At 39.8% G+C, this 25741-nt stretch carries 23 protein-coding genes; 13 read left to right on the forward strand and 10 right to left on the reverse strand.

Going from position 1 to position 25741, the window contains the following annotated elements; all coding sequences use genetic code 11:
* Nucleotides 1–68 precede the first annotated feature (68 nt).
* Both IEE83_RS25395 and IEE83_RS25400 read left to right on the forward strand, forming a co-directional pair.
* Nucleotides 69–491 carry a hypothetical protein gene (locus IEE83_RS25395; RefSeq protein WP_194123587.1) on the forward strand — a complete coding sequence of 141 codons (423 nt, stop codon included), beginning with the start codon at nucleotides 69–71 and terminating at the stop codon, nucleotides 489–491.
* Nucleotides 488–4042, forward strand: a complete 3555-nt coding sequence (locus IEE83_RS25400; protein ID WP_194123588.1) for a VCBS repeat-containing protein — start codon at nucleotides 488–490, stop codon at nucleotides 4040–4042. The genes IEE83_RS25395 and IEE83_RS25400 overlap by 4 nt, the downstream gene beginning before the upstream one ends.
* 7 nt (nucleotides 4043–4049) lie before the next feature.
* Here IEE83_RS25400 and IEE83_RS25405 read toward each other — a convergent pair whose 3' ends face one another.
* The 5 genes from IEE83_RS25405 to mutY all read right to left on the reverse strand — a co-directional run bounded on the left by IEE83_RS25405 (nucleotide 4050) and on the right by mutY (nucleotide 9620).
* Nucleotides 4050–5366 (reverse strand): transporter associated domain-containing protein, encoded by a 1317-nt coding sequence (locus tag IEE83_RS25405; protein WP_194123589.1) that lies wholly within the window; start codon nucleotides 5364–5366, stop codon nucleotides 4050–4052.
* Nucleotides 5367–5478: 112 nt separating this feature from the next.
* Nucleotides 5479–5955: a single-stranded DNA-binding protein gene (locus tag IEE83_RS25410; RefSeq protein WP_194123590.1), complete on the reverse strand. Its 477-nt coding sequence runs from the start codon at nucleotides 5953–5955 to the stop codon at nucleotides 5479–5481.
* Nucleotides 5956–6080: 125 nt separating this feature from the next.
* The gene (locus IEE83_RS25415; RefSeq protein WP_194123591.1) at nucleotides 6081–7271 is read right to left on the reverse strand and encodes a Gfo/Idh/MocA family protein; all 1191 of its coding nucleotides are present in this window, start codon (nucleotides 7269–7271) and stop codon (nucleotides 6081–6083) included.
* Between the two features lie 209 nt (nucleotides 7272–7480).
* Complete coding sequence (locus IEE83_RS25420; protein WP_194123592.1) at nucleotides 7481–8338, reverse strand: phytanoyl-CoA dioxygenase family protein; 858 nt, start codon at nucleotides 8336–8338, stop codon at nucleotides 7481–7483.
* A 202-nt stretch (nucleotides 8339–8540) separates the two neighbouring features.
* On the reverse strand, nucleotides 8541–9620 hold the full coding sequence (gene mutY, locus IEE83_RS25425; RefSeq protein ID WP_194123593.1) for an A/G-specific adenine glycosylase: 1080 nt from the start codon (nucleotides 9618–9620) through the stop codon (nucleotides 8541–8543).
* Between the two features lie 159 nt (nucleotides 9621–9779).
* Between mutY and IEE83_RS25430 the strand changes: the two genes are divergently transcribed.
* From IEE83_RS25430 to IEE83_RS25440, 3 genes are all read left to right on the forward strand, one after another.
* Nucleotides 9780–10085 (forward strand): HU family DNA-binding protein, encoded by a 306-nt coding sequence (locus tag IEE83_RS25430; protein ID WP_090341329.1) that lies wholly within the window; start codon nucleotides 9780–9782, stop codon nucleotides 10083–10085.
* A gap of 29 nt (nucleotides 10086–10114) precedes the next feature.
* Nucleotides 10115–10972 (forward strand): tetratricopeptide repeat protein, encoded by an 858-nt coding sequence (locus IEE83_RS25435; RefSeq protein WP_194123594.1) that lies wholly within the window; start codon nucleotides 10115–10117, stop codon nucleotides 10970–10972.
* Between the two features lie 267 nt (nucleotides 10973–11239).
* On the forward strand, nucleotides 11240–12802 hold the full coding sequence (locus IEE83_RS25440; RefSeq protein ID WP_194123595.1) for an Rne/Rng family ribonuclease: 1563 nt from the start codon (nucleotides 11240–11242) through the stop codon (nucleotides 12800–12802).
* Between the two features lie 83 nt (nucleotides 12803–12885).
* On the opposite strand, the gene IEE83_RS25445 is transcribed toward IEE83_RS25440, so the two are convergent.
* The 5 genes from IEE83_RS25445 to aat all read right to left on the reverse strand — a co-directional run bounded on the left by IEE83_RS25445 (nucleotide 12886) and on the right by aat (nucleotide 17981).
* Nucleotides 12886–13713 carry an enoyl-CoA hydratase/isomerase family protein gene (locus IEE83_RS25445; RefSeq protein ID WP_194123596.1) on the reverse strand — a complete coding sequence of 276 codons (828 nt, stop codon included), beginning with the start codon at nucleotides 13711–13713 and terminating at the stop codon, nucleotides 12886–12888.
* Between the two features lie 23 nt (nucleotides 13714–13736).
* Nucleotides 13737–14825, reverse strand: a complete 1089-nt coding sequence (locus IEE83_RS25450; RefSeq protein WP_194123597.1) for a M20 family metallo-hydrolase — start codon at nucleotides 14823–14825, stop codon at nucleotides 13737–13739.
* Nucleotides 14826–14992: 167 nt separating this feature from the next.
* Nucleotides 14993–16243 (reverse strand): glutamate-5-semialdehyde dehydrogenase, encoded by a 1251-nt coding sequence (locus IEE83_RS25455; protein WP_194123598.1) that lies wholly within the window; start codon nucleotides 16241–16243, stop codon nucleotides 14993–14995.
* Nucleotides 16244–16248: 5 nt separating this feature from the next.
* Entirely contained in the window at nucleotides 16249–17280 is a 1032-nt protein-coding gene (gene proB, locus IEE83_RS25460) for a glutamate 5-kinase (protein ID WP_194123599.1), read from the reverse strand.
* A 71-nt stretch (nucleotides 17281–17351) separates the two neighbouring features.
* On the reverse strand, nucleotides 17352–17981 hold the full coding sequence (gene aat / locus IEE83_RS25465) for a leucyl/phenylalanyl-tRNA--protein transferase (RefSeq protein ID WP_194123600.1): 630 nt from the start codon (nucleotides 17979–17981) through the stop codon (nucleotides 17352–17354).
* Nucleotides 17982–18343: 362 nt separating this feature from the next.
* On the opposite strand from aat, the gene IEE83_RS25470 reads away from it, so the two are divergent.
* The 8 genes from IEE83_RS25470 to hemH all read left to right on the forward strand — a co-directional run bounded on the left by IEE83_RS25470 (nucleotide 18344) and on the right by hemH (nucleotide 25618).
* Nucleotides 18344–19054 carry a GNAT family N-acetyltransferase gene (locus tag IEE83_RS25470; RefSeq protein ID WP_194123601.1) on the forward strand — a complete coding sequence of 237 codons (711 nt, stop codon included), beginning with the start codon at nucleotides 18344–18346 and terminating at the stop codon, nucleotides 19052–19054.
* 130 nt (nucleotides 19055–19184) lie between these two features.
* Nucleotides 19185–20384 (forward strand): argininosuccinate synthase, encoded by a 1200-nt coding sequence (argG, locus tag IEE83_RS25475; protein WP_194123602.1) that lies wholly within the window; start codon nucleotides 19185–19187, stop codon nucleotides 20382–20384.
* Nucleotides 20385–20462: 78 nt separating this feature from the next.
* The gene (locus tag IEE83_RS25480) at nucleotides 20463–20822 is read left to right on the forward strand and encodes a cupin domain-containing protein (protein WP_194123603.1); all 360 of its coding nucleotides are present in this window, start codon (nucleotides 20463–20465) and stop codon (nucleotides 20820–20822) included.
* Nucleotides 20815–21798 (forward strand): N-acetyl-gamma-glutamyl-phosphate reductase, encoded by a 984-nt coding sequence (gene argC / locus IEE83_RS25485; RefSeq protein ID WP_194123604.1) that lies wholly within the window; start codon nucleotides 20815–20817, stop codon nucleotides 21796–21798. Before IEE83_RS25480 ends, argC begins: the two co-directional genes overlap by 8 nt.
* A 111-nt stretch (nucleotides 21799–21909) precedes the next feature.
* Nucleotides 21910–23043 (forward strand): aspartate aminotransferase family protein, encoded by a 1134-nt coding sequence (locus tag IEE83_RS25490; protein ID WP_194123605.1) that lies wholly within the window; start codon nucleotides 21910–21912, stop codon nucleotides 23041–23043.
* Nucleotides 23044–23069: 26 nt separating this feature from the next.
* Nucleotides 23070–23462 carry a GxxExxY protein gene (locus IEE83_RS25495; RefSeq protein ID WP_194123606.1) on the forward strand — a complete coding sequence of 131 codons (393 nt, stop codon included), beginning with the start codon at nucleotides 23070–23072 and terminating at the stop codon, nucleotides 23460–23462.
* Between the two features lie 56 nt (nucleotides 23463–23518).
* Nucleotides 23519–24472, forward strand: coding sequence for an N-acetylornithine carbamoyltransferase (locus tag IEE83_RS25500; RefSeq protein WP_194123607.1), 954 nt, complete (start codon nucleotides 23519–23521; stop codon nucleotides 24470–24472).
* An 84-nt stretch (nucleotides 24473–24556) separates the two neighbouring features.
* The gene (hemH, locus tag IEE83_RS25505; protein ID WP_194123608.1) at nucleotides 24557–25618 is read left to right on the forward strand and encodes a ferrochelatase; all 1062 of its coding nucleotides are present in this window, start codon (nucleotides 24557–24559) and stop codon (nucleotides 25616–25618) included.
* Nucleotides 25619–25741: the final 123 nt, after the last annotated feature.

The following is a 25741-nucleotide window of genomic DNA, read 5'->3' on the forward strand; positions in this document are numbered from 1 at the left end:
CCTGATAGGAAAGAAGTCAAGTGTAAAACCTTGGCTTCTTTCTCTCTTTTAAAATGTTTTTTTATAGCGTGAAAAAAGTAATTGTAGCTTTTCTTTTAATTTCAGTTTTGACGCGATGTGTGTCGAAAGAAAAACAGATTCTTGGGACCTGGAAAACGGATTCTATTTCAAATTTTGTAAATGGTTTTACGCACGTCAACAATTCTCAGGATGAGCATTGGTCGCATTTTGAGTATACCAAAGACGGCGTTGTTTTTGAGCGCAGGAAAGAAGAATTCAGGAAGTATAACTACAAAATCCTGAAATCGGATTCACTTGTTTATCTGGATTCGGCTGGTACTTTTTTGAATGGCTACAAGATTCTGAAACTGGATAATGATCAGCTTGTGTTGAAAAAGCTGCAAAAACCATATCTTCCCGGCAAGAATCAGGAATTATATGAAATTCGCTTTTTCTCTAAAATAAACGCCGATAGTACCGCATCCAAATGATCCGAAAGCTGATCTTACTTTCCATAATCAGCATCACGCTGTTTACCTGCAAAAAAAAGAATCAGGATACTTTATTTGAATTACTTCCCTCAAAGGAAACCGGGATCACTTTCTCCAATGAACTGAAAGAGGATGAAAAACTCAATATCCTCACTTACGAATATTTCTACAACGGCGGCGGCGTTGGTGTCGGCGACATCAATAACGACGGTTTACAGGATGTTTTCATGGGAGGAAACATGTCCGAAAGTCGCCTCTATCTTAACAAAGGAAATTTAAAATTTGAAGACATTACTGAGAAATCCGGTATCTCATTGGCAGATAGCTGGGCCCGCGGAATTTCGATGGTCGATATTAATGCAGATGGTTTTTTAGATATTTATGTTTGTAGAGCCGGGCCTCAAAATTTGAATTCAAATCTTACACCTCGTCCTAACTTACTATACATTAATAAAGGAAATAACACTTTCTTTGAGGAAGCAAAAAAGTACGGTCTTGATTATTCCGGTAACACTACCCAGGCTGCATTTTTCGATTATGATAAAGACGGTGATCTCGATGTTTTTCTGGTAACCAATGTCATGGAGCGAAAAGGTCCTAATGTGATCCGCCCAAAACGTACGGACGGTTCGGCATTAAGTACCGATAAATTATATCGAAATGATGGAAAAATCAATGGTCAGATAAAATTTACCAACGTATCGGCAGAAGCAAATATTCTTACGGAAGGTTTCGGATTGGGTGTTTCCATTGTGGATGTTAATGAAGATGGCTGGCCGGATGTGTATGTTTCCAATGATTATTTGTCAAACGATTTACTGTATATCAACCAACAAAACGGAAGCTTTAAAAATGAAATCACAGATTATTTCCGGCACCAAAGCTACTCCGCGATGGGCAATGACGCAGCTGATATTGACAACGATGGACTCGTAGATTTTGTAACGCTGGACATGTTGCCTGAAGGCAATATCCGCCGCAAAAATATGTTTGGGCTAATGAACTATGACCGTTTTCTTTCTGAGCAAAGAATGGGTTATCAGCCACAATTCATGCGTAATACTTTGCAGCATAACAACGGAAATCGTCCCGGAACAAATCATCCTTTTTTTAGTGAAGTTGGAAGATTTTCAGGCGTACAGGCAACGGATTGGAGTTGGGGCGCATTATTTGCTGATTATGATAACGACGGGAAACGGGATTTAATGGTTACCAATGGCTATCCAAAAGATATTACAAACCGTGATTTTGTGATTTATCGGATGGCTCAGTATCAGCAGCAAATCCAGTCAGGAAATCTGGATAATGCGCCTACGGTTCAGGCTTTGAAAGAAGTTGAAGGGGCGCATGTGGCTAATTATTTATTTAAAAATAACGGCAATCTTACATTTAAAAACGAATCAGAATCATGGGGTTTTGATACGCCTTCTTTTTCAAACGGTGCTGCTTATGCTGATTTAGATAATGATGGAGATCTGGATTTGATCATCAATAATATTGATCATGAAGCTTTTGTTTATAAAAACCATTCGGAAAAACTTCCTGATCATCATTATCTGCGCATCAAACTAAATGGGACAAAAGATAATCCTTACGGCTTTGGGGTGAAAGTGACGATTTATACTAAAAATGAAAAGCAGTTTATTGAGCATTCTCCCTATCGTGGGTATCAGTCGACAGTTGAAAATACGCTGCATTTTGGTTTAGGAAAAAGTAAAAAAATAGATTCCATCCGGGTTATCTGGCCGGATAAGAAAACGCAGTTGCTGACAAATATTTCCTCTGATCAGGTTTTAAAAGTTGAATATAACAAAGCTGCAAATGCTCAGAAAATAAATTCAATTATCCCAAAACCAATATTTCAGGAAGTTTCAGATGCATTAGGAATTCATTATACACATAAAGAGGAATTGTATATCGACTTCAAAGTCCAGCCACTTTTGCCACATTTACTATCTCAAAACGGACCGGGAATTGCGGTTGGTGATATTAATGAAGACGGACTCGAAGATTTCTATGTTGGTGGTGCTTTCAAACATTCCGGAAGTTTTTTCATTCAAAATGGCCTGGGAAAATTCATAGGAAAACCGTTAACCAAAGAGCAGAAATTTGAGGAAGATATGGGCACGCTGCTTTTTGATTCAGACCTTGACGGGGATCTGGATTTGTATATCGTAAGTGGCAGCAGCGAATTTCCGATTGATTCAAAATATTATCAGGACCGACTTTATTTAAATGATGGAAAAGGAAATTTCAAACTGGATACCTCCGCGTTGCCTATAAACACGACCAGCGGTTCTTCGGTTAGTGCCATTGATTTTGACAGAGATGGTGATCTTGATTTATTTATAGGCGGCAGACTTACGCCCGGTCAATATCCGACTTCCCCGAAAAGCTCAATCCTCAGAAACGATCACGGAAAGTTTACCGACATAACTGCACAAATTTGTCCGGAGCTGAAAAATATCGGTATGGTTACCACCTCGCTTTGGACAGATTTTGATAATGATGGCTGGATGGATTTAATCCTGGGAGGCGAATGGATGCCGTTGACTTTTTTGAAAAATACAAATGGAAAGCTGGTAAATGTAACTTCTACAACCGGTTTAACAAATACAAATGGCTGGTGGAATAGTCTTGTAGCGGGAGATTTTGATGAAGACGGAGACATGGATTACGTGGCAGGAAATGTTGGTTTGAATTCAGAAGAACGGCCTTCGGCAACGAAACCGCTAACGATGTTTGCTAAAGATTTTGACAAAAGCGGTACGATGGATCCGGTTATGTTCAGATATTCCGGCGAGAACTTATATCCTATCCATCCCCGTGATGAGATGACAAGTCAGATGAATTTTCTTAAAAAACGCTTCGTTTATTACGGCGATTATGCCAAAGCGGAAATGAAAGATATTTTCACAAAAGACGAACTGAAAGATGCGAAGAAACTTAGCTGTGAAGAAATGAGAAGTGTCTTTATTGAAAATCTCGGTAACGGGAAATTCAAAATAAAAGCATTATCAATCGCTGCACAACTTGGGCCAGTTTATGGAATTGTGGTTGGAGATTATAATGCTGACGGTCATCTGGATTTGCTTATGACTGGAAATTCTTACGCTCCTGAATCAATCAGCGGACGTCTGGATGCTTTTAACGGATTACTTCTTCAAGGAAACGGGAAAGGAAATTTCGTACCAATTTCGCCAGCAAATAGTGGTTTTTTGGCTGAAGGCGACGGCAAAGGTTTGGCGGAATTAACGCTGAATAACGGAGGCAGATTAATTTTGGCGGCTCAGAATAATGATATTCTTAAAACCTTCCAATCACAGAAACCAGAAAAGGATTTTGTAAAAATAAACCCATTAGCAAATGATAGCTGGGCAGAAATTACTTTGAAAAACAGCCAGAAAAGAAGACATGAATGGAATTATGGAGCCGGATATTTATCCCAATCTTCACGAATTTTGGTATTACCAAAAGAAAATATTTCCAATATTAAGATTTATAATTCAAAAGGAACCTCGCGGATTATTAATATTTCAAAACTCAAATAAGTCTTCGTTAGCTAACCAAAACCCTGACTTTTTTAATTCTCTTTTTATCAGCTGACTGAACTTTAAAAGTAATATCCCGGTGCGTTGCAATTTCTCCCGTTCGTGGTAATCTTGAAAAAAGTTCGAGTAAAAGTCCGGCTAGTGATTCACTGTTTCCGCGTACCTCATCAAAATAATCTGATTCAAGATTCAGAATTCTGCACAAATCATTGATCAAAACCATACCTTCAAAAACGTAAGTATTTTCATCAACTTTGGTATAATTCACTTCGTCCTCCTCATCATATTCGTCATTGATATCACCGAAAATCTCTTCAATAATATCTTCCAGCGTAATCAATCCACTTGTTCCGCCATATTCATTGATGACAATCGCCATATGCACCCGGCGACTTTGGAAATCTTTCATTAAATCATCCAGTCGCTTGCTTTCCGGGATCAGGTAAGGGACACGAAGTAATTTTTGCCAGTTAAAATGCTCGTTATGATGTAAATGCGGCAATAAATCTTTTACGTTCAGAATTCCTTCCACGCTATCCAGATTATCTCTGAAAACCGGAACACGCGAATATCCTGATTTATTGATCTTATCCATCAGCTCATGAAAATTCAGCTCAATATCAAAAGCCGTAATGTTCATTCGTGGCTGCATAGCTTTACGGGCATTGGTTTGCCTGAAATTTGCAAGTCCTCTTAACAGATCCGTTTCCTCTTCACTTTCCGCTTTTGCTTCCAGTCTTTCCGTAGAAATTTCAGAACCTTCCGGTGTCAAGATGCCAAAAAAGTAACCCAATTTGGTAATTGGCTTCGTTAGCGGCTCACATACTTTAATAACAAAATGTGTAGTCCCGGCGATTTTTGGAATAAATTCAACGGCATTTCTGGCCGCGTGAAATCTGATAATTACATCCAGCCAAATCCAGAAAGCCAATGCGCCCAATGAAATCCATTGAAAAATGGTTTCATCATTATTTTGTACTTGCAGCCAGGTAAATCTTGCAGCAAGCAAAAGTGCGAGTAAGGTTACGCCGCGCTGAATAATAGAAAGTGCTAATTGCTGGATTCGGGTTGGAAGATGACCGTCGGAAACTCCTTTTCGTTCCCAGGGATTTTCCATCGCGCCGGCTGTTGCATAGGAGGCTCTGATTCCGGAAAGAAAGAGCGATACAGCCAAAAGTAGGAAGACAAGAATTAATTCGTAAACGGCAAAACGGTCAATGGGTATGACCATCCCGGTGATTATAGGAAGCGCACTTTTAACGGGATAAAAAATCCCAGTACGCTTTCGGGACAACGGATCGTCACTGTCGGCAGTTTCTTTCACAAAGAGTAAGAAAAGTTCATAAATGCAATATAAGAATTCTATCCAAAAATATTATTGTCAATTTCATCATACATTGAAATAAACATGATTTCTGAATAGAATTCTAGTAAAATCAGAATGGCAAATCGTCATCATCATTTCCGGCTGCCATTGATGGCGGTATCGGATCAGAAGATCTTGGTGCCTGGTTTTGTTTTGGAGCGGATGATTGTGCGTAATTCGGAGTTCCCTGGTTACTATTTTCTGCACCTCCATTATTCGGTCCGCCCAGCAAAGTCATACTATTGGCACGAATGGTTACGCCCGATTTCTGAACACCTTCTTTGTCTGTCCAGTTGTCTGTCCGAATTCTTCCTTCTATATATACAGAGTTACCTTTTTTTAGATATTTCTCGGCAACTTTTGCAAGACCTTCCCATAACTCAATGCGGTGCCATTCTGTGTTTTCAACTCTTTCGCCATTTTTGTTTGTGTAGGCTTCGGTTGTTGCGATGCTGAATTTTGCTACGGCTGATCCGCTCTCCAGATATCTTACTTCCGGGTCGCTACCTAAATTTCCGATAAGGATTACTTTGTTAACACTTGCCATGATTTTGTGCGCTTGTGATGATTGTGGATAATTAAATTCAATATACCGGATATTAGTTCAAATATACAAATTCAAATTTTGCATAAATTCATAGAGTGGCCTTTCCTACAACATGAGTCAATTTTTCACACATCCTGCTCACTGATTTTTCCGGTTATTTTATTTTTTAAAATCAGTTTATTACGTCCGTCATGTGTCACTTCCTGTTTAATTAAATAATGTTCCTCATCATATTCTACATAGTTCGATGGCTTGGTAACTCCCTCCTGTCCGCGCCAAACAGGAAGTTCTACTTTCTCCCACAACTTTGTTTTTGAAGAACGATAGGCAGCGTCAATGACGGCGTTCACAACGTAACCATCATAAAAAGTTTCCGCAGCGTCACGACCTTCTTCTGCTGCGTTAAACATATCCGTAAACATATGATTATAACCCAGATCGTTCACTTCATCACCAACGGGAAAAAGCCAGCCGCTTTTACTTTCTGCCTTTTCAGCTACATAATCACCGCCGCTTCCAGAAGTATACATTTCAAATCCGGTCCGAAGGAAATTGTTGATCCAGATTGTTCCTTCTGTTCCCATCACTTCATCACGCAAATCCATACCACCGCGAAACGTCCAGCTTACTTCGAATTGCCCGATCGCACCATTTTCATATTTAACCAAAGCAATCGCATGATCTTCCGCATCAATCGGTTTCACCTGCGTATCTGCCCAGCACATGACTTCGACCGGACGAATATCTTTGCCAATAAAATTTCTTGAAATTTCGATACAATGACAACCCAGATCCAGGATACATCCGCCACCAGCCTGTTCAATATCCCAAAACCACTCACTATGCGGACCGGGATGCGCTTCTCTGGATTTCGCCCAGATAATCCGGCCTAGAGCTCCTGTTTTGACACTTTCCAGTGCTTTTAAAAACTTGGGACTATAGCAAAGATCTTCCAGATAACCGGCAAAAATTCCGGCTTCTTCCACCGCCTGCATCATCCGCAGTGCTTCCTCGGCATTTCTTCCCAAAGGTTTTGTAGAAACAACCGCTTTTTTATGTTTTGCACAAAGCATCACCGCTTCCTCATGAAGATTATTGGGCAGGGCAATACATACCATATTAACACTCGGACTGGAAATAATTTCTTCCATACTGATCGACCAGAAATCACAGCCGTAATCATCGGCAAATTTCTTCGCGCTTTCTTCACGCCTCGCATAAATGGCAACAACACGGTCGCGGCCACGTTGGCCATGAATTGATTCCGCATAAAAACGTCCGATGAAACCGGAACCGAGCATGGCAATTTTTTGCATAAAAATTAATATGGTTAGGTGTTTCAGGAATGGTTATGGATGTCATTTGTTGTCAGGAGTAGTCAGGAAGTTGTTATTTATTGTCATGGGTGGTTAGGAGATTGTCAAGGATTGTCAGGTATAGTAGGAAAACTATAAATGGCTACATCTGACAATCAATAACCACTTCCTGACAATTGCCTGACTAGAATTGACAATCCCTGACTTTTTTATTTTGTCTTCACTGCCTCCTCCCACCCCGTTGTCTTCAAAGCCGGGTCATTTTCCTTTTTCAAAAAGTCAGCGTTTTCAAATGGGGTGGCGTTCCATTCTGTGATTGCATGATCCGGGACGATATCTACCGGAACTCGCCATGAGGTTGAGGTTTCCGCGTAGGCTAAATTGGATTGTGAATTATAACAAGAGATTAATGACCAGCGAGGTTTGTCTGATAAATTTGCTTCGGAGCGGTGCATGAGGTTACTGTGGAAAAATAATGCATCACCGGGTTCGATTTCGCAATAAATTAAATCCATCGTTTCCAATGCGTTATTCACCATCGTCATATCCGCACCGACTTGTTCGCCCGCAAAACCGTGGTTTACTCTTCCTAACTTATGCGAACCTTTAATGACCTGTAAACAACCGTTTTCTTTATTTGCGGGCGTTAAGGCGATCATTACGCTCATCATTTGATCGGGAAAGAGAAACTGGTTTTTGTACCAATAACCATAATCCTGATGCCATTCCCAGGCACCACCGACTTTCGGTTCTTTTTGCATCAGTTTGGTATGAAAATGACAAACAGCGCTTTCTTGTCCTAGTAATTGGGCAACTGAATTCACCATGCGCTCGCTGCGGATCAGGTATCCAAAAACATCATTTCCTGGTGTAAACCAAAGAGAAAGTTTTGTCTTCTTCCCGGTTTGATCATTTAAGTCCATTGCATTTTTCTGCATGACAGAATTTTCAATTGCGCTGTTATATAGTTTGTCAATTTCTTCCTGAGAAAAAAGATTTTTGACTACCAAAAAGCCATCTCTGTGATAGGCTTCAATTTGTTCATCATTTAAATTGATCTTCGCCATCGTTTTGAATCGTTATTTGTTCAGTACAAATTCATATTATTAAAAACACAATTCGGTTTAACAATACTCATATCAAACTGAAAAATAACTTCGCCATGAATGCACGAATTTTCCACGATGTTCGATTGGTTAATTCGTGAAAAATTTGTGTACTCGTAGCAAAAAAACGTCTGAGAAATCTTTTAAGGAAGAAATAACTGGTTTACAAAAAGATTTCTTCCTTTAATACCGTATCCATTAAAATAGGCTTTGGCAATTCTTCAACCTGCGCAGTTGAATAAAATGCCATATCTTCCGGCAGTTCTACGATTTCATTTTCAGGGATAATAATCCACCAGAATCTTACAGTCAATCTTTGATGCGTAAGTAAATGTGTGTATTCTTTTAAAACCTGCCGCAATTGTCCCTTTTGTTTCCAGTCTTCCAGAAATTTATCTTCCGGCAAATCATCAGGATTATTAATATCTGTCAGCGATTCGATCAAATAAAAATCATATAATCCTTTCCAAATATCTTTTTTCAACCGCTCATGCATCGCCAGACTTTCTCCTTTTTGTAAAATGAAATAATTGAAATACCGGTTTTTCACCGCATTCTTTTTCATCTTAACCGGCAATTTATTTTGCATGCCAAACTCATATGCATAACACATATAAGTAAAAGGACAAACGGAACAATTAGGCGAAACCGGCACACATTGCAACGCGCCAAATTCAATCATGGCCTGATTATAGGTGGCAGGATCGTCCTGAGGAATAATCTCTTTTGCCAGATTTGTGAATTCATTTTTTGCACCTGAACTTAATATATCAGTAAAAATTCCAAAGAGGCGGGACATCACACGGTACACATTTCCGTCAATTGCCGGAACAGCCTCATTGAATGCAAAAGAAGCGATCGCGGCAGCTGTGTAAGCACCAAGACCTTTCAGTTTGGCAAGTTTCAAAGCACTTTCTGGAAATTTCCCCTCCCATTCTTCCACAATATGACGCGCCGTATGATGCATATTTCTGGCGCGTGAATAATAACCTAAACCTTGCCAAAGTCTGAGTACATCACGCTCATCAGCAGCCGCCAAATCAAATACTGTCGGATAGTTGATCAGGAACTTTTCATAATACGGAGTGCCCTGAGCTACACGTGTTTGCTGTAAAATTATCTCGGAAAGCCAAATTTTATATGGATCGGTGGTTTGCCTCCAAAGCAGCGGACGGTGGTTTTCGAGGTACCAGGATTTCAGTTTTGCGTTAAATTCAAGTAGTTGTAAATGATCGGGTAGCATAACGTTTTGACTTATATACACTGTTTTTTAACCAATTAGAAAAAAAATGAAAATGCTAACCTTTTAAATTATGGTAAAATTACCCTACCTTTGTGTTCCCAAAATTTAGAGGAGGAAATAAATAAACGAAATAATATCCACTTAAAGTAAACAATCAAAGTGACTAAGGCAGACGTAATCGCACAAATTTCCGAGAAAACAGGTGTAGACAAGGGCGATGTTCAACAAACGCTAGAATCGTTTTTCACAGTTGTGAAGGACTCGCTTGCAGAGGGTGAAAATCTATATGTTAGAGGTTTTGGTAGCTTCATCAATAAAAAGCGTGCCCGTAAAGTAGCTCGTAATATCTCACAAGGTACTTCAATGATCATTGACGAACATTTTGTACCAAGCTTCAAACCAGCAAAAGTTTTTGTTGAGCAAGTTAAAGTGAGTGACAAATTGAAAGATCTAGCTGAAAAATAATTTGCCTTAATAGGTTTGATTAAAACAGTATGAAAAAGTCTATAATTCTTTCTTGTGTATTGGCGTTGGCCCTGGTTGGAACACTTTACAGTCTTCCAAAGGTGGTTGTCAATACAAAAGCAAAGGAAGTGGACACCGAGAAGAGTGAAGTAGCGGCGGCACCTGGTGCTTCGGCCCCAACGACTCCGGCTTCCGAAACTCCCTCAAACATGCATGATGGAGCCACTTTATCCCCTGAACAACAAAAGAACGTTGATTTGCTGAGAAGTGGCTTCAATCACGCAACCGGAAAAGACAAAATAGCTGCCGGATTAAAATTGTCTGATACGTTTGCCAAACTTCAAAAGTTTGACAGCGCCGCCAGTTATGCGGAAAAAGTAGCGCAGTTAGCACCTTCTGTTGAAAATATCACAAAAGCTGGTGACCGTTATTATGAAGCATACGGATTTGCAGTAGATGATGCCAAAGCGAAAAGTCTTGGTAACAAAACACGTGAATTTTATGGCAAGGCAATTGAAAAAAATCCTGGTTTGCTGGCTGCAAAAGCTAATATGGCCATGACTTACGTGAACACTGAAAACCCGATGGCGGGAATTATGATGTTGCGCGAAGTTTTGGATACGGACCCAACAAATGAACTAGCTTTGTTTAATCTTGGTATTCTATCTATGCGTTCGAATCAGTACTCGAAAGCAGCAGACAGATTCAGACAAATATTGACTAACAACCCTGCTAACACAAAAGCAAAATTCTATTTAGGATTGACACTTGTTGAATTAGGGAACAAAGATGAGGCCCGTAAAGTATTGGCAGAAGTTAAAAAAGAAGAGAAAGATCCCGTTATCCAACAGGCTCTTATCGAACTTCAGGAGCGTCTTGACAATTAAATAAGTAAAACAATTATTTTTTATTATATAAACGACATAAATTTATGCCTTGCGGAAAGAAAAGAAAGAGACATAAGATTTCCACTCACAAGAGAAAGAAACGTCTTAGAAAAAATAGACATAAGAAGAAATAATTGATATGTGACCGGATTTGTATAACTTATGAATCCGGTCATATTATCTCTTACGATATATATGTTGCCTGTCTTTAAATGTAAAGCAGGAGGTTGAGTATTAACTTTATATAGCCATTTGGTTGGTTGAACATTGAGTAACGAATTACTAATAAATTCTACTCAAAAGGGAGAACGTATAGCCCTTTTGCAGGATAAACGTCTGTTAGAATACCACGTCGAAACACCGGATCAGAGCTTTACCGTTGGGGATATTTACCTTGGTACAGTTAGGAAGCTTGTGCCTGGGCTTAATGCCGCATTTGTAGACGTGGGATTTGAGAAGGATGCTTTTTTGCATTACCTGGATTTAGGGCCAAATATTAACTCTCTCAACAAGTTAACCAAAGATGTAATTTCCAAGCGTACGAATTCGGGCAAGTTGAGTAACTTCAAAATGGAGCCCGAAATTGAGAAACTTGGCAAGATTGATAAAGTACTTTCTAAGAATCAACCGATTCTGGTTCAAATTGTAAAAGAACCAATATCAACAAAAGGCCCCCGCCTATCGTGTGATATTTCCATTGCAGGTCGTTACATCGTTCTGGTTCCTTTCTCAAACTCAGTAAACCTTTCTAAAAAGATTACTGACAAACAGGAAAGAACACGTTTGCAGCGACTGATGTCTTCTATTAAACCAGCCAATTTCGGTGTTATTATCCGTACTGTTGCTACTGGAAAAGATGTAGACGAACTGAACAAAGATCTTCAGGATTGTCTTGACAAATGGGAAAACGGTATCAAAACGCTTCGTGATGCCAAGCCTCGTGACCGTGTAATCGGTGAAATGAATCGTGCTTCTTCGATTATCCGTGACATGTTGAATGAATCGTTCGACAGTATTACAGTGGATTCGAAAGAGGTTTACGAAGACATTAAAGCCTATATCCACAACATTGCACCGGACAAAGAAAATATCCTGAAACTGCATAACGGCAAGAATAAGATATTTGAACAATTCGGTTTAGAGAAGCAAATTAAGTCTCTTTTTGGCCGTTCGGTGAGTTTGCCAAACGGTGGTTATCTAATTATTGAACATACGGAAGCTTTGCACGTTATCGACGTGAACAGTGGAAATAAGTCCAATTCAGAAGAAGATCAGGAAGCGACTGCGCTCAGTGTAAACATCGAAGCAGCGAAAGAAATTGCCCGCCAGTTGCGCTTGCGTGATATGGGTGGAATTATCGTTGTCGATTTCATTGACATGAAGAAAGCGGAAAACAAACGCGTTCTTTTTGATATGATGCGCGACGAAATGAAAGGAGACCGTTCAAAATATACAGTCCTTCCGCTTTCAAAATTCGGGTTACTGCAAATCACACGTCAGCGTGTAAGACCCGAGATGAATATTGTAACCCGCGAAACCTGTCCTACTTGCGGCGGTACGGGAACAATTCAGGCCAGTATTCTGGTAACAGATATTATCTTGTCAAACCTGGATTATATTCTTTCGAAACAAAATGAACGTGGTATTACCATCGCGCTTCATCCGTTTATTTATGCCTATTTCACGAAAGGAATAATTTCTGAGCAGGTAAAATGGTTCTTCCAATACAAAACCTGGGTTAAACTGATTAAGGATACTTCGTTAGGCGTTATCGATTTCAAATTCCATAATAAGTATGGGGAGGAAATTGAGATTGTTCCGGGAAGCTAATTTATTAGCTTTCGGCTTTCGGCAATCAGCTTTCGGCGGGGCGACCCTGGCATTTCCCTGCTGAGATATTTTCGTTTATTCCTTTATTTCCCTTTCCAGATCGGGGTTCGCTTGTCTTTGAATGCGGCTGTGCCTTCTTTGGCATCTTCGGATTTAAGTAGATTTTCTAATTGGGATTTTAGATAATTGTGACGTTTGTCTTCTTCTATTTCCGATAAGTTTTGAAGTGCTTCCATTCCCGATTTTATGGCATAAGGGGCATTTGAACAGATCAGATTTGCAAGTTTATTAACTTCCTCTTCAATTAATTCCTTGTCTGAAATTTGGGTAACGATACCCAAATGAAGCGCTTCTTCTGCCGAATAACTTTTTCCTGTTATCGACATTTCAAGTATTTTTCTTTTTGGAATAATATCAATTAGAGAAGCCATAACCTGCATAGGCCATATGCCTCTTTTTACTTCGGGTAAACTGAAATTTGCTTCTGGTATACTCACAACAAAAGTACATCCACAAATAATCAAAAATCCTCCGGCAAAGACTGAACCTTCCACCTGAGCAATACACGGTTTGTGTAAATTGGCAAAAGCATCACCTAATCTGACTTCTTCTACTGGTTCGGGAAGTGTTTGATTTTTTTGATCTATTGTTGGATCATGAAAAGCGTTAAGATCGGCGCCTGCACAGAAAACAGGACCTTTTGCTTTGATGATAACACAACGAATCTCAATTTGATTTTTTGCGTAAGCCAATGCAAATGCAATTTCATTGGCCATTGTTGGTGTGAAGGCATTTCGCTTTTCCGGGCGGTTAAGCGTGATTTCAAAAATATTTCCTTTCAAAGAAGTTTTGATAAACAGAAACTGAATTGTATCAAATTTCGCAACGTCTTCTTCTTTGAAAAAAAGCATAATTGACAAGTGTTAATGTGAAATTACATAGTCACAACTTCTTCAAGCATACTGATATATTGTAAAATACCAGCTTCAATTTCATGCAGATAAATAAATTCGTTGGCTGTGTGCGAACGCTCCGAATGTCCCGGCCCCATTTTCAAGGACGGACAATCAAGCAATGCCTGGTCCGAAGTTGTTGGTGAGCCATAAGCCGTTCTTCCTCTTTTCAAACCTGCCTGCACGATCGGATGTTCCATAGGAATACTCGAAGGGCGCAAACGAATCGAACGCGCATTTACCTCGGACTGAATATTTTCCTGGATTACTTCAATGATTTCTTCCAGAGTATACTGATCCGTCGCCCGAACGTCAATTGTAAAAACGCAGGTATCCGGAACAACATTATGTTGTGTTCCTGCATTAATGATCGTCACTGACATTTTTATCGGCCCCAAAGTGGGGGAAACTTTTGGAAATTTATAATTCCGGATCCACTCAATATCCTGGATTGCTTTATAAATGGCATTGTCTCCTTCTTCTCTTGCCGCGTGCCCGGATTTCCCTTTTGCAGTACAATCCAGTACCAGCAAACCCTTTTCAGCTACTGCCAAATGCATTTCGGTAGGTTCGCCCACAATGGCAAATGAGATTTCCGGAAGCTCAGGAACAACAATTTCCAAACCTTCTTTTCCTGAAATTTCCTCTTCTGCTGTCGCAGCAATAACAATGTTATAAGTCAGATCTTTCCGATCATAGAAATGACAGAAAGTAGCAATCAGCGAAACCAGACAACCACCGGCATCATTACTACCCAAACCAAAAAGCTTATCATCGTCAACCAAAGCCTGAAAAGGATCAAGTGTCCAGGATTTATTTGGTTTAACTGTATCATGATGAGAATTTAAAAGAACTGTTGGTTTTGCAGGATCAAAATATTCATTGTAAGCCCAGATATTGTTCTTTTTTGTCTGAAAAGGAATCTCTTTTTGTCTGAAAAAATCCTGGATCAAAGCAGCTGTATGATCTTCTTCCTTACTAAATGATGGTGTTTCAATCAGCTTTCTAAGTAAAGAAATTACTTCCTGCGTAAGTTGTTGGATATTTTCAGAATCAGTTAAAGAAGACATATTCAGGCTTTCTGGTACAACAATATTTTGGGCAAAGGTATAAAAAGAAAAAATGCCACGAATACACAAATTTTCACGAATACATTAGATTAATATTAGTGAAAATTCGTGCATTCGTGGTAAAAAATGAATTGGCTTATACCATACTCATTTCAATTAGTATTTCATCAAGCTCTAATCTGCCCATCCCCTCTCACAACCCACTTTTCAGTAACCAGTTTTTCCAAAGCAAACGGTCCGCGGGCATGTAATTTTTGTGTTGAAATTCCAATTTCGGCACCCAAGGCAAAAACGCCGCCATCCGTGAAACGCGTTGAGGCATTGGCATAAACCGCTGCGGCATCTACTTCATTCAAAAACTTTTCAATCGCAGCAGCATCTTTTGAAATAATCGCTTCGGAATGACTTGATGAGAAATTATAGATATGGTCAATGGCCGCATCTAATCCATCGACTATTTTGATCGAACATTTATAGTCAAGAAATTCTCTTCCAAAATCTTCCGGTTCTGCTTTTTGTAAAAATGGATATTCGGCTTTTTGAAGAATTGCAAAAGAAGTTTCATCTGCAAAAACTTCAATATTCCAGCTGATAAAATCGTCTTTCAATGTCGGCAAAAACGCAGCTGCAATTTCGCGGTCAACAAGTACAGTATCCAATGCGTTACAAGCGGAAGGACGGGAAACTTTCGCATTCACTACTATATTTTTTGCGTTTTCAAGATCGGCTGTTTTGTCAACATACGTATGACAAACACCTGCTCCGGTTTCAATGGTTGGCACCAGTGAATTTTTACGGACAAATTGAATAAGTCCTTCCGAACCACGTGGAATAATGATATCCACGTATTTGGTTGCAGTTAAAAGTTCATTGACAAACTTTCGATCCGTTGGCAAAAGCATCACCGCAGCTTCATCAATTCCCATTTCCGCAAGACTTTCATGAATTAAGCCAACCAGATAACTATTCGAGAAATGCGCTTCTTTTCCACCCTTCAAAACACAGGCATTTCCAGAACGCAAACAAAGCGATGCTACGTCTAACGTAACATTTGGTCTGGATTCGTAAATAACGCCAACCACACCAAGCGGTACGGTCAGTTTTTGCAATGACATACCCTGCTCGATCGTTTTTTCCAGCAAAACTTCTCCCGTTGGATCCGGCAGACCGGCTACATCACGCAAACTTTGAGCTAAATCAATAATCCTTTTTTCATTCAAAAGCAGACGGTCTTTTTTGGGGTCGGCATCATCCATTGACACCAGATCTTTTTGGTTTTCTGTGATGATATTGGCCTTATTCGCCAAAACTTTTTCAGCCAAAGCATTAAGCAAATCCGCTCTCTGTTTGCCAGATAATTTCCGAACCGCCACCGAGGCGTCTTTCGTTGCTTTTAAAAGAGGTATTATAGATTCCAATTCCATTATAATAAAACGATATCGTTGGCGTGTGCCACTTCAAAATTCAATGTTTTCAAATTCACCTTTATCGCGCCGGACGTTTCTCTCGCCCGTGCTACTGCGATCATTTCCTGTTCAGGAGAATAAATTTCGATAATCTCTCCCGCTTCAAAATCTCCGGTTACTTCCGTCACGCCGACAGCCAGCAAACTCTTTCTTTTCAATAAAGCTTTGGATGCGCCTTCATCTACCTGTAATCTTCCCGATACTAATCCCCCACTTCCTAACCAGCGGTTTCTTGCAGATAGGGTACTTTTTTCAGGACTCATTTCCGTGCCGGCTTTTCCTTCCAGCGCTTTCAATAATTCGTCCTGCTGTTTCATTCCAAAAATGAAAACCTTGATGCCCATGCGGGTAGCAAGTTTGGCGAATGTCAATTTGGAAGCCATTCCGCCTAATCCCAGGAAAGATTTATCGGTCCGTACAAATTTAAAAACCTCATTAACATTGGATACGTTCCCAATAATATTTCCTGCTTCATCCAGTAATCCTCCCACCGAAGTACAAAACATCAACGTTTCCGCTCCAAACCCAACTGCCAGCAAAGTAGCCAGTTCGTCATTATCCGAAAATTTCAGCTCACGATCACTGACAACGTCATTCTCGTTTACGATAGGAATAATGTTATTCTGCCATAATTCTTCGAACGTGTTTTTCAGCTGCAAAAACTTATTACGGTTTGCAAAATGCTGACGCTCACAAAGACTTTGGGCAATAAAAATTCCATTTGGCGCGAAATAACTGGCATAAAGTCCAACCAATAAAGGATTTCCGACAGAAGCAGCTGCTTTCCGCTGCGTCATCGTTCCCTTATAATCATTGATATAAGCTTTCCCGGCACCTACTGCTCCCGATGAAACAATGATGATGCGGTATCTGGGATGAAGCAACGAAACCTGACGGGCAACTTCTGAAATAATCGTAACATCGGGCTCACCGGAAGGAAGCGTGATAGACGCCGTCCCGAACTTGATAACAAGAATTGGTTTTGACACTTTGTAAATACTTAAATACTTCTTACGCAAAAACTAACTTTTCAGGCTAAAATTACTTAGTTACCCGGTTATTAAAAAGCAGAATGTTTGGGAGAAGAAGTTTGCGGTGGATTTAGAAGAAATTTCCGATTCAGTTGAAGCGCCTTTTTCAACTTTTCCATGTAATCCGTACGAGGAATTTCAATTGCCCCGTATCGTAAAACGTTGTCGTTAATAAACTGTGTATCCAATAACTGATATCCGTTTGCGCGAAGAATTTCTATTAAATAATGGAAGGCAACTTTGGAAGAATTTGCCTCTTTGTAAAACATAGATTCTCCAAAAAATACGCCGCCGATGGAGACGCCATATAAGCCTCCAACCAATTTATTTTCACGATAAGCCTCAACGCTATGCGCATAACCCAGTTTATGTAAATTGGTATATGCAAAGATAATATCGTTAGAAATCCACGTCCCATCTTCCTGAACCCGCGGACCGGCACATCCGTGCATGACGCCTTCAAAGTCAAAATCGACCCGGATTTCAAAGGTTCTTTTATTAATGACCGATCTTAGTGACTTGTGTGGTTTATACGAGTCTATAGGAATAATTGCCCTGGGATCGGGGGAATACCAGTAAATTGTTCCATCCGGCTCTGCCATGGGGAAAATTCCGTTGATATATCCGTAAAGAAGATCGTCAGCTGTCAGGGTTGTCATTCCAAAAATTCATTCAAATTCATAAGACCGATGCAAGCTAAAAAATTTGTCGTTACTCCCGAATATTTTTTCCATTGGACGAACTATAAAAATATAATCCCTGTTTCTTTCAAGTAACATTTTTTTTTACAAAATTTGCATCCTCTTAGACGGACCAACCAAGTCAAATGAATAGCAACGGAATACATACTGTGCTTCATACTACACCTTTCAGGTTTAGGTCCCCCAGGACCGTCTAACTTCCTTTTACCTATGTGGTAAAACTTCTATCCCTATCTTTTTTAAATTTTTGAAACGTCCCATCGTAGTTTTCTGGGAATTTAATTTTTGTTTCGAACAATTTTTCGTCAGTACATTCATAAATGAAAAATACCGAAGTAGTAGGCAGTAAGTTCATTATACAAACCGCCAATGAAAATCATTTCCATTTCGCAGATACTATTTGTGCGGAAATGGAAGAGAGTGCCAAAAAACGTGGTACTGGTATAGCAAAACGCTCTCCTGTTTATATCATGGAAAAAATGGTAGAAGGAAAAGCGATTATTGCCACTACTGATACCGGAGAGTGGGTTGGTTTTTGTTATATCGAAACCTGGGAACACGGAAAGTTCGTGGCCAATTCCGGCCTTATCGTACATCCGGATTTTCGTCAGAGCGGTATGGCCAAAGCGATCAAGCAAAAAGCTTTTGAACTTTCACGTCAAAAATATCCTGATGCCAAAATTATTGGTATCACAACCAGCTTGCCTGTAATGAAGATCAACTCTGATCTTGGTTATGAGCCCGTTACATTTAGCGAACTCCCTGCGGATGATGCTTTCTGGAAAGGCTGCGCGAGTTGCGTTAATTATGACGTACTTACCCGTACGAACCGTAAGCATTGCTTATGTACTGGTATGATGTACAATCCTGAGGAACATAAAAAAACCGAAGCACAGCCAGAAAAAGACACTTGGGATTTTCTTAAAGAATCCAGTCTTTACGAGCGTTGGATGCGTATCAAGCAACGTATTTTGTTGCGAAGGGAAGAACGTGCCAAAAAGAAAAATGCCGAGGCGATGCTCGTACACTAAGTACAGCACTCATATTATTGATTATTATATCATTCTGAATACCTCGCCCGGCAGCTTTTAAACTCCGATGCGAGGTATTTTTCGTTACTTTGTAATTCCATTTTAATTAACACCAGAATAAAACAATAGAATGTCACAGCCCAAAGTAGTATTAGCGTTTAGTGGAGGATTGGATACCTCTTTTTGTGTAAAATATTTAGCCGAAGATAAAGGCTACGAAGTTCATTCTGTGTTGGTTGATACAGGTGGTTTTTCAGAAGAAGAGCTTAAAACAATTGAAGCAAATGCCTATTCATTAGGTGTGAAACATCACGCAACCATTTCAAAAACAGCTGATTATTACAACGATTGTATTAAATATCTGATTTTTGGTAATGTTTTGAAAAACAATACGTACCCGCTTTCCGTAAGTGCAGAGCGCGTTTTTCAGGCAGTTGCCGTTGCTGAATATGCAAAAGAAATCGGTGCCACTGCGATTGCACACGGAAGCACTGGTGCAGGAAATGACCAGGTTCGTTTCGATATGGCATTCCGCATTATCATTCCGGAAGCTGAAATTATTACGCCAATCCGTGATTTGAAACTTTCGCGTGAGGCTGAAATTGAATATCTTACTAAAAAAGGAGTTGGTCGTGAATGGGCCAAGGCTGCATATAGTATCAACAAAGGACTTTGGGGAACTTCGGTTGGTGGAAAGGAAACTTTGACTTCTGAAAAATACTTGCCGGAAGAAGCATGGCCAACGCAGGTTTCTAAAACAGAACCTGAAACAATTACTTTGGAATTTGTTGAAGGTGAATTGAAAGGTGTTGCTGGCGAATCTTTTGAAAATTCGGTTCAGGCCATTCAGAAATTGGCAGGCATTGCGCAGCCTTTTGGAATTGGACGTGATATTCATGTTGGAGATACAATTATTGGTATCAAAGGTCGCGTTGGATTTGAAGCCGCAGCTCCTTTGATCATCATCAAAGCCCATCATACACTTGAAAAACACGTTTTGAGCGAGCAGCAACTTTACTGGAAAGAACAACTTTCTAACACATACGGCACGCTTCTTCACAAAGGCCAGTTTGTTGAGCCGGTTATGCGTAATATTGAAGCGTTTTTGTCTGATACACAGTCGCATGTAACTGGAAAAGTGCATGTACACCTTGCTCCTTACCGCTTCTATGTAGAAGGAATTGAATCTCCATTTGATTTGATGTCTTCGAAATTTGGAAGTTATGGTGAAATGAATAATGCATGGACAGGTGATGACGTGAGAGGATTCTCAAAAGTTGCTTCAAATCAGGTGATGATTTATCAGAAAGTAAGCGAGAGTAATGATTAATTCCGGGTCGCCGGTGCGATTAAGGGTTAATTGTTAATGATTAGCATGATCACAATTTTGTTCTTAACTAATTGGCTTATGGCTCAGGCAGTAAATAAAAATATCTCTTTAAATCATTACAAATGGGGAGAAGATTGTGATGGCTGGGTATTTGTTGAGACAGAAGGATTATCTGTTAAACAGGAAAAAATGCCTGCTGGAACAGCAGAGCAATTGCATTACCATAAGAAGTCACAACAGTTTTTTTTCATTCTGAGTGGCACTGCTACGATTGAAATTGAAGGAGAATTTATAAAAATAGGTGAGCAAGAAGGTATTCATATCGAAGCCGGAAGAAAACATCGGATCATGAATCAGACAGAAAACGATCTTGAATTTATTTTAAGCTCCCAACCGACGACTGCTAATGATCGTTTTAATTTAAGTGAAGATGAATAAAATAAATATAGGCATCATCGGTGCCGCAGGTTATACAGGAGGAGAATTATTGAGAATTGTCATTAATCATCCGAATGTAAATATTGCCTTTGCACATAGTAAAAGCCAGATCGGAAAACCGGTTTACGCCACACATACAGATTTGTTAGGTGATACAGAACTGACTTTTTCAGGAGAAGATATCCAAGCCTTATTAAATCAGGAAAGTCTGAATGCTATTTTCCTATGTTCAGGTCATGGAGAATCGAAGAAGTTTCTGGATGAATATAACGTTCCTGAAACAGTGAAGATTATTGATCTAAGCACTGATTTCCGTGATGAATCCAATGGGTTTACTTACGGTTTGCCGGAACTTCAAAAGGAAAAAATTAAATCTTCGACTAAAATTGCCAATCCAGGCTGTTTTGCGACAAGTATTGAGCTGGCGATTTTACCCCTGGCCAATGCTGGTTTGTTGAAGGAAGATGTGCATGTAAGTGCCGTGACGGGAAGTACCGGAGCGGGTCAGTCGTTAAGTGCAACGACACATTTTTCATGGAGAAATAATAACTTATCGATCTATAAGGCTTTCACACATCAGCATTTGACTGAGATTAAAATGAGTCTGGGAAAGTTGCAGGCTGGTTTTAATAAGGCAGTGAATTTTGTTCCATATCGAGGTGATTTTACCCGCGGCATTATGGCCAATGTTTATACGCCTTATTCAGGAACGATTGAAGAAGCGAATGCACTTTATAAAAACTATTACGCTGGACATCCTTTTACACATGTTAGCGATTCGCCGATTGATGTAAAACAAGTTGTCAATACCAATAAATGTTTTATCCATTTGGAAGTACATGATGGCCAATTATTAATCAGCAGTATCATTGATAATTTAACAAAAGGTGCATCTGGACAAGCAGTTCAAAACCTGAACCTGATCTTCGGCTTACCAGAAGACACAGGATTAAGGTTAAAGGCACCGTCATTCTAATTTTTGTTTAAACGCAGAGTTAAGGAGTTAGGCGCAGAGGACGCTGATATTTTTTATTCTGCGTACTCTGTGTAAAACTCTTATTCCTCTGCGTTTAAAAACAATATTACTATGTCACATTTATTTGATGTTTATCCACTTTACGATATAGAACCTGTAAAGGCTGAGGGCAGTTATTTATGGGATACGAACGGCACTAAATACCTGGATCTTTACGGCGGTCACGCGGTAATTTCCGTTGGACATTGTCATCCGTATTATGTTGATATGTTAAGCAAGCAGCTTCATGCGATTAACTTTTACTCGAATTCAGTAAAAATATCTTTGCAGGAAGAATTGGCGGAGAAACTTGGAGATCTTTCTGGTTATCCGGATTACAAACTTTTCCTTGTGAATTCAGGAGCGGAAGCGAATGAAAATGCTTTGAAACTAGCTTCATTTCATACAGGCCGTTCGAAAGTTGTAGCTTTTACAAAAGCATTTCACGGACGTACTGCCGGCGCTGTTGCCGCTACCGACAATCCGTCAATCGTTGCTCCTGTTAATTATAACAAACACGTTACGTTTCTTCCGTTCAATGACGTTGACGCACTTCAGGAAGGTATTACTGATGAAGTTTGTGCAGTAATCGTTGAAGGAATTCAAGGCGTTGGCGGAATTCAGGTTAGCAGTGATGAGTTTCTTCAGGCTTTACGTAAGCGTTGTGATGAAACTGGTGCTGTTTTAATTCTGGATAGCGTGCAGTGTGGTTATGGCCGTACCGGAAAATTCTTCTCGCATCAGTTCAGCGGAATCCATCCCGATTTGATGACGATGGCGAAAGGTATGGGTAATGGTTTTCCAATCGGCGGCGTTTTGATCTCTCCAAAATTCAAAGCTAGCTACGGTTTGCTTGGAACTACTTTTGGTGGAAATCACATGGCTTGTGCAGCCGGAATTGCGGTGCTTGACATCATGAAAAATGAAAATCTTTTAGACAATGCTACCGAGATTGGAGACTATCTGCTTAATGGTATCAAAGAAATTGGTGGATATAAAGAACTTCGAGGCCGTGGTCTGATGATCGGAATTGAGTACGATTTCCCGGTTAAAGATCTCCGGAATAAATTATTATTTGAGCATAAAATGTTCACAGGCGTTGCCGGAGCCAATACGATCAGATTGTTACCTTCGCTTGCATTAGGGAAATTGGAAGCTGATATGTTTTTAGAAGCGTTAAGAGCCGAAGTTACTAGTCTTTCTTAACCGCAATAGGCGCAATAGGTTTCGCAATGGATGCAATGGATATTTTTGAGAATGGAGTTGCAAAACAAATCTATTTTTGTGCTTTGAAAGTACATAAGACATTGGGACCGGGTTTACTGGAATCTGCTTATGAAGAATGCCTGTATTATGAAATAAAAAAGGAAGGTCTTTTCGTTGAGAAGCAAAAAGCACTTCCTCTCGTATATGAAGATATCAGACTTGAAGTCGGATACAGAATTGATTTATTGGTGGAGAATTGTGTTATCGTTGAAATAAAAGCCGTTGAAGCTCTTAACGATGTGCATACTGCTCAGTTATTAACTTATCTAAAACTAACGAATTGCAAACTTGGGCTATTGATTAATTTCAATGTCGCTTTAATAAAAAACGGTGTCAAAAGATTGGCAGACGGATTATAATTTTATTGCGTCCATTGCGAAAACCATTGCGTCCATTGCGGTTAAATATAAAATTAATGAAACATTTTCTTTCACTTGCAGACGTATCAGATCTTAATCACCTCATCACCAGTGGGATTGAAGCAAAACGTAATCCTTTTGCTGACGAAACACTTGGCAAGCACAAAACCATTGGTTTGATGTTTTTTAATTCAAGCTTACGTACCCGTATCAGTACCCAGAAAGCAGCTGCAAATTTGGGTTTGAATGTGATCGTAATGAATGTTGGTCAGGATAGCTGGGGACTGGAAATGGAAGAAGGTGTTATCATGAACGGTACCAAAGCAGAGCACGTAAAAGAAGCTGCGGCGATTATGGGACGTTATTGCAATATCATCGCAATCCGGTCTTTTGCTGAGCTTGAAGATCGTGATAAGGATTATGCTGAAACTGTTTTTCAACAATTCAAAAAATATGCTGAGGTTCCGATAGTAAATCTGGAATCTGCCACGCGCCATCCGTTGCAATCTCTGGCAGACTGCATCACCATCGAAGAATTTAAAATTAAAGAACGTCCGAAAGTTGTTTTAACCTGGTTACCTCACTTCAAGGCACTTCCGCAAGCTGTTGCCAATTCTTTCTGCGAATGGATGAATCCAATGAATGTGGAATTAGTGATCACACATCCGGAAGGTTACGATCTTGACCCAAAATTTGTTGGTAAAGGACAAGTTATCTATGACCAGGATAAAGCCCTGGAAGGAGCCGATTTTGTTTATGGAAAAAACTGGTCGTCCTACACTCATTATGGTCAGGTTTTGACACAAGATCCTTCCTGGATGATCACAGAAGCCAAAATGGCTTTGACAGACAATGGAAAATTTATGCATTGCCTTCCACTCAGACGTAATATGAAAGTGGCTGATGAAGTATTGGATGGTCCTCGCTCACTGGTTATCGAGCAAGCCGCGAACAGAGAATGGTCGGCGCAAGCAGTTTTGAAAGAAATATTACTTGGTCTGAACGCATAAAAACTTCTCACCACCTGAACTTTGTAGACTCCGGGCATAGTTATATTAACTGATAACGAATCCCGTTGTAAAATTTAATTTAAAATGAATACCGAAACGCTGACAAATCCATCTTTACTGAAAGAAAAACCTGTGGGAAAAACAGGTGTTTTGATCGTAAATCTGGGCACACCGGATAGTCCTTCCGTTCCTGACGTGAGAAAATATCTGCGTGAATTTTTAATGGATGAACGCGTTATTGACATACCGTACCTGAATCGGTGGCTGCTTATTAATCTGATCATCGCACCTTTCCGTGCACCGAAATCGGCTAAAATTTACCGGGAACTTTGGACACCGGAAGGATCGCCGTTGAAGATTTATGGAGAGTCTGTTGAAAAAAAATTACAAAATGTATTGGGTGATGATTTCGTGGTTAAACTGGCCATGCGTTATCAAAGTCCCAGTATTGAGAATGGCTTGAACGAGCTCAGAAAACTTTGTCTTTCTGAAATTATTGTCGTTCCATTTTTCCCTCAGTATGCCTCTGCTTCCACTGGTTCTGTTTATAAAAAAGTAATGGAAGTTGTGAAAGACTGGGAGGTTTTGCCAGAAATCAAGTTTATCAACCGTTTCCTTGACCATCCAAAATTTGTTGAAGGTTTTGTCAACCTTGGTAAAAAATACATGGCTCAGCGCGACTATGACCATTTTGTTTTTAGTTATCACGGAATCCCGGAAAGACAAATTACAAAGGGTGATGTCGCTAATTATTGTCAGTTTGGTACTTGCTGCGATACTTTGAACGAGAAAAACCAGCATTGCTACCGCGCCCAATGTTATGAAACGACCCGACTTTTTGTAAAAGGAATGGGAATTCCGGAAGGAAAATATACAGTCGCGTTCCAGTCAAGACTTGGAAAAACACCGTGGATTAAACCTTACACGGATGAGCTTATCCCGGAATTAGCGAAAAAAGGTGTAAAAAGTGTATTAGCATTTTCTCCCGCCTTCGTTGCCGATTGCTTGGAAACAACCATTGAAGTCGGTGAAGAATATAAAGAATTATTTGAAAAAGAAGGAGGCGAACACTGGCAACTGGTGGAAAGTCTGAATGACAGTGATATCTGGATTGAGGCGTTGGAGGATATGGTTAGGAAGGCGTAGTTTCCTGGTCATTTGTGGTCAGGAGATTGTCATTTTTTGTCAGGGGTTGTCAAGGATTAGGCTACTATCAGGTAAGAAACAGAATTTATAAACAAAAGAAGTCAACCGTAAAGTTGACTTCTT

Origin of the sequence: Dyadobacter subterraneus (assembly GCF_015221875.1) — a bacterium.
GTDB lineage: Bacteria > Bacteroidota > Bacteroidia > Cytophagales > Spirosomataceae > Dyadobacter > Dyadobacter subterraneus.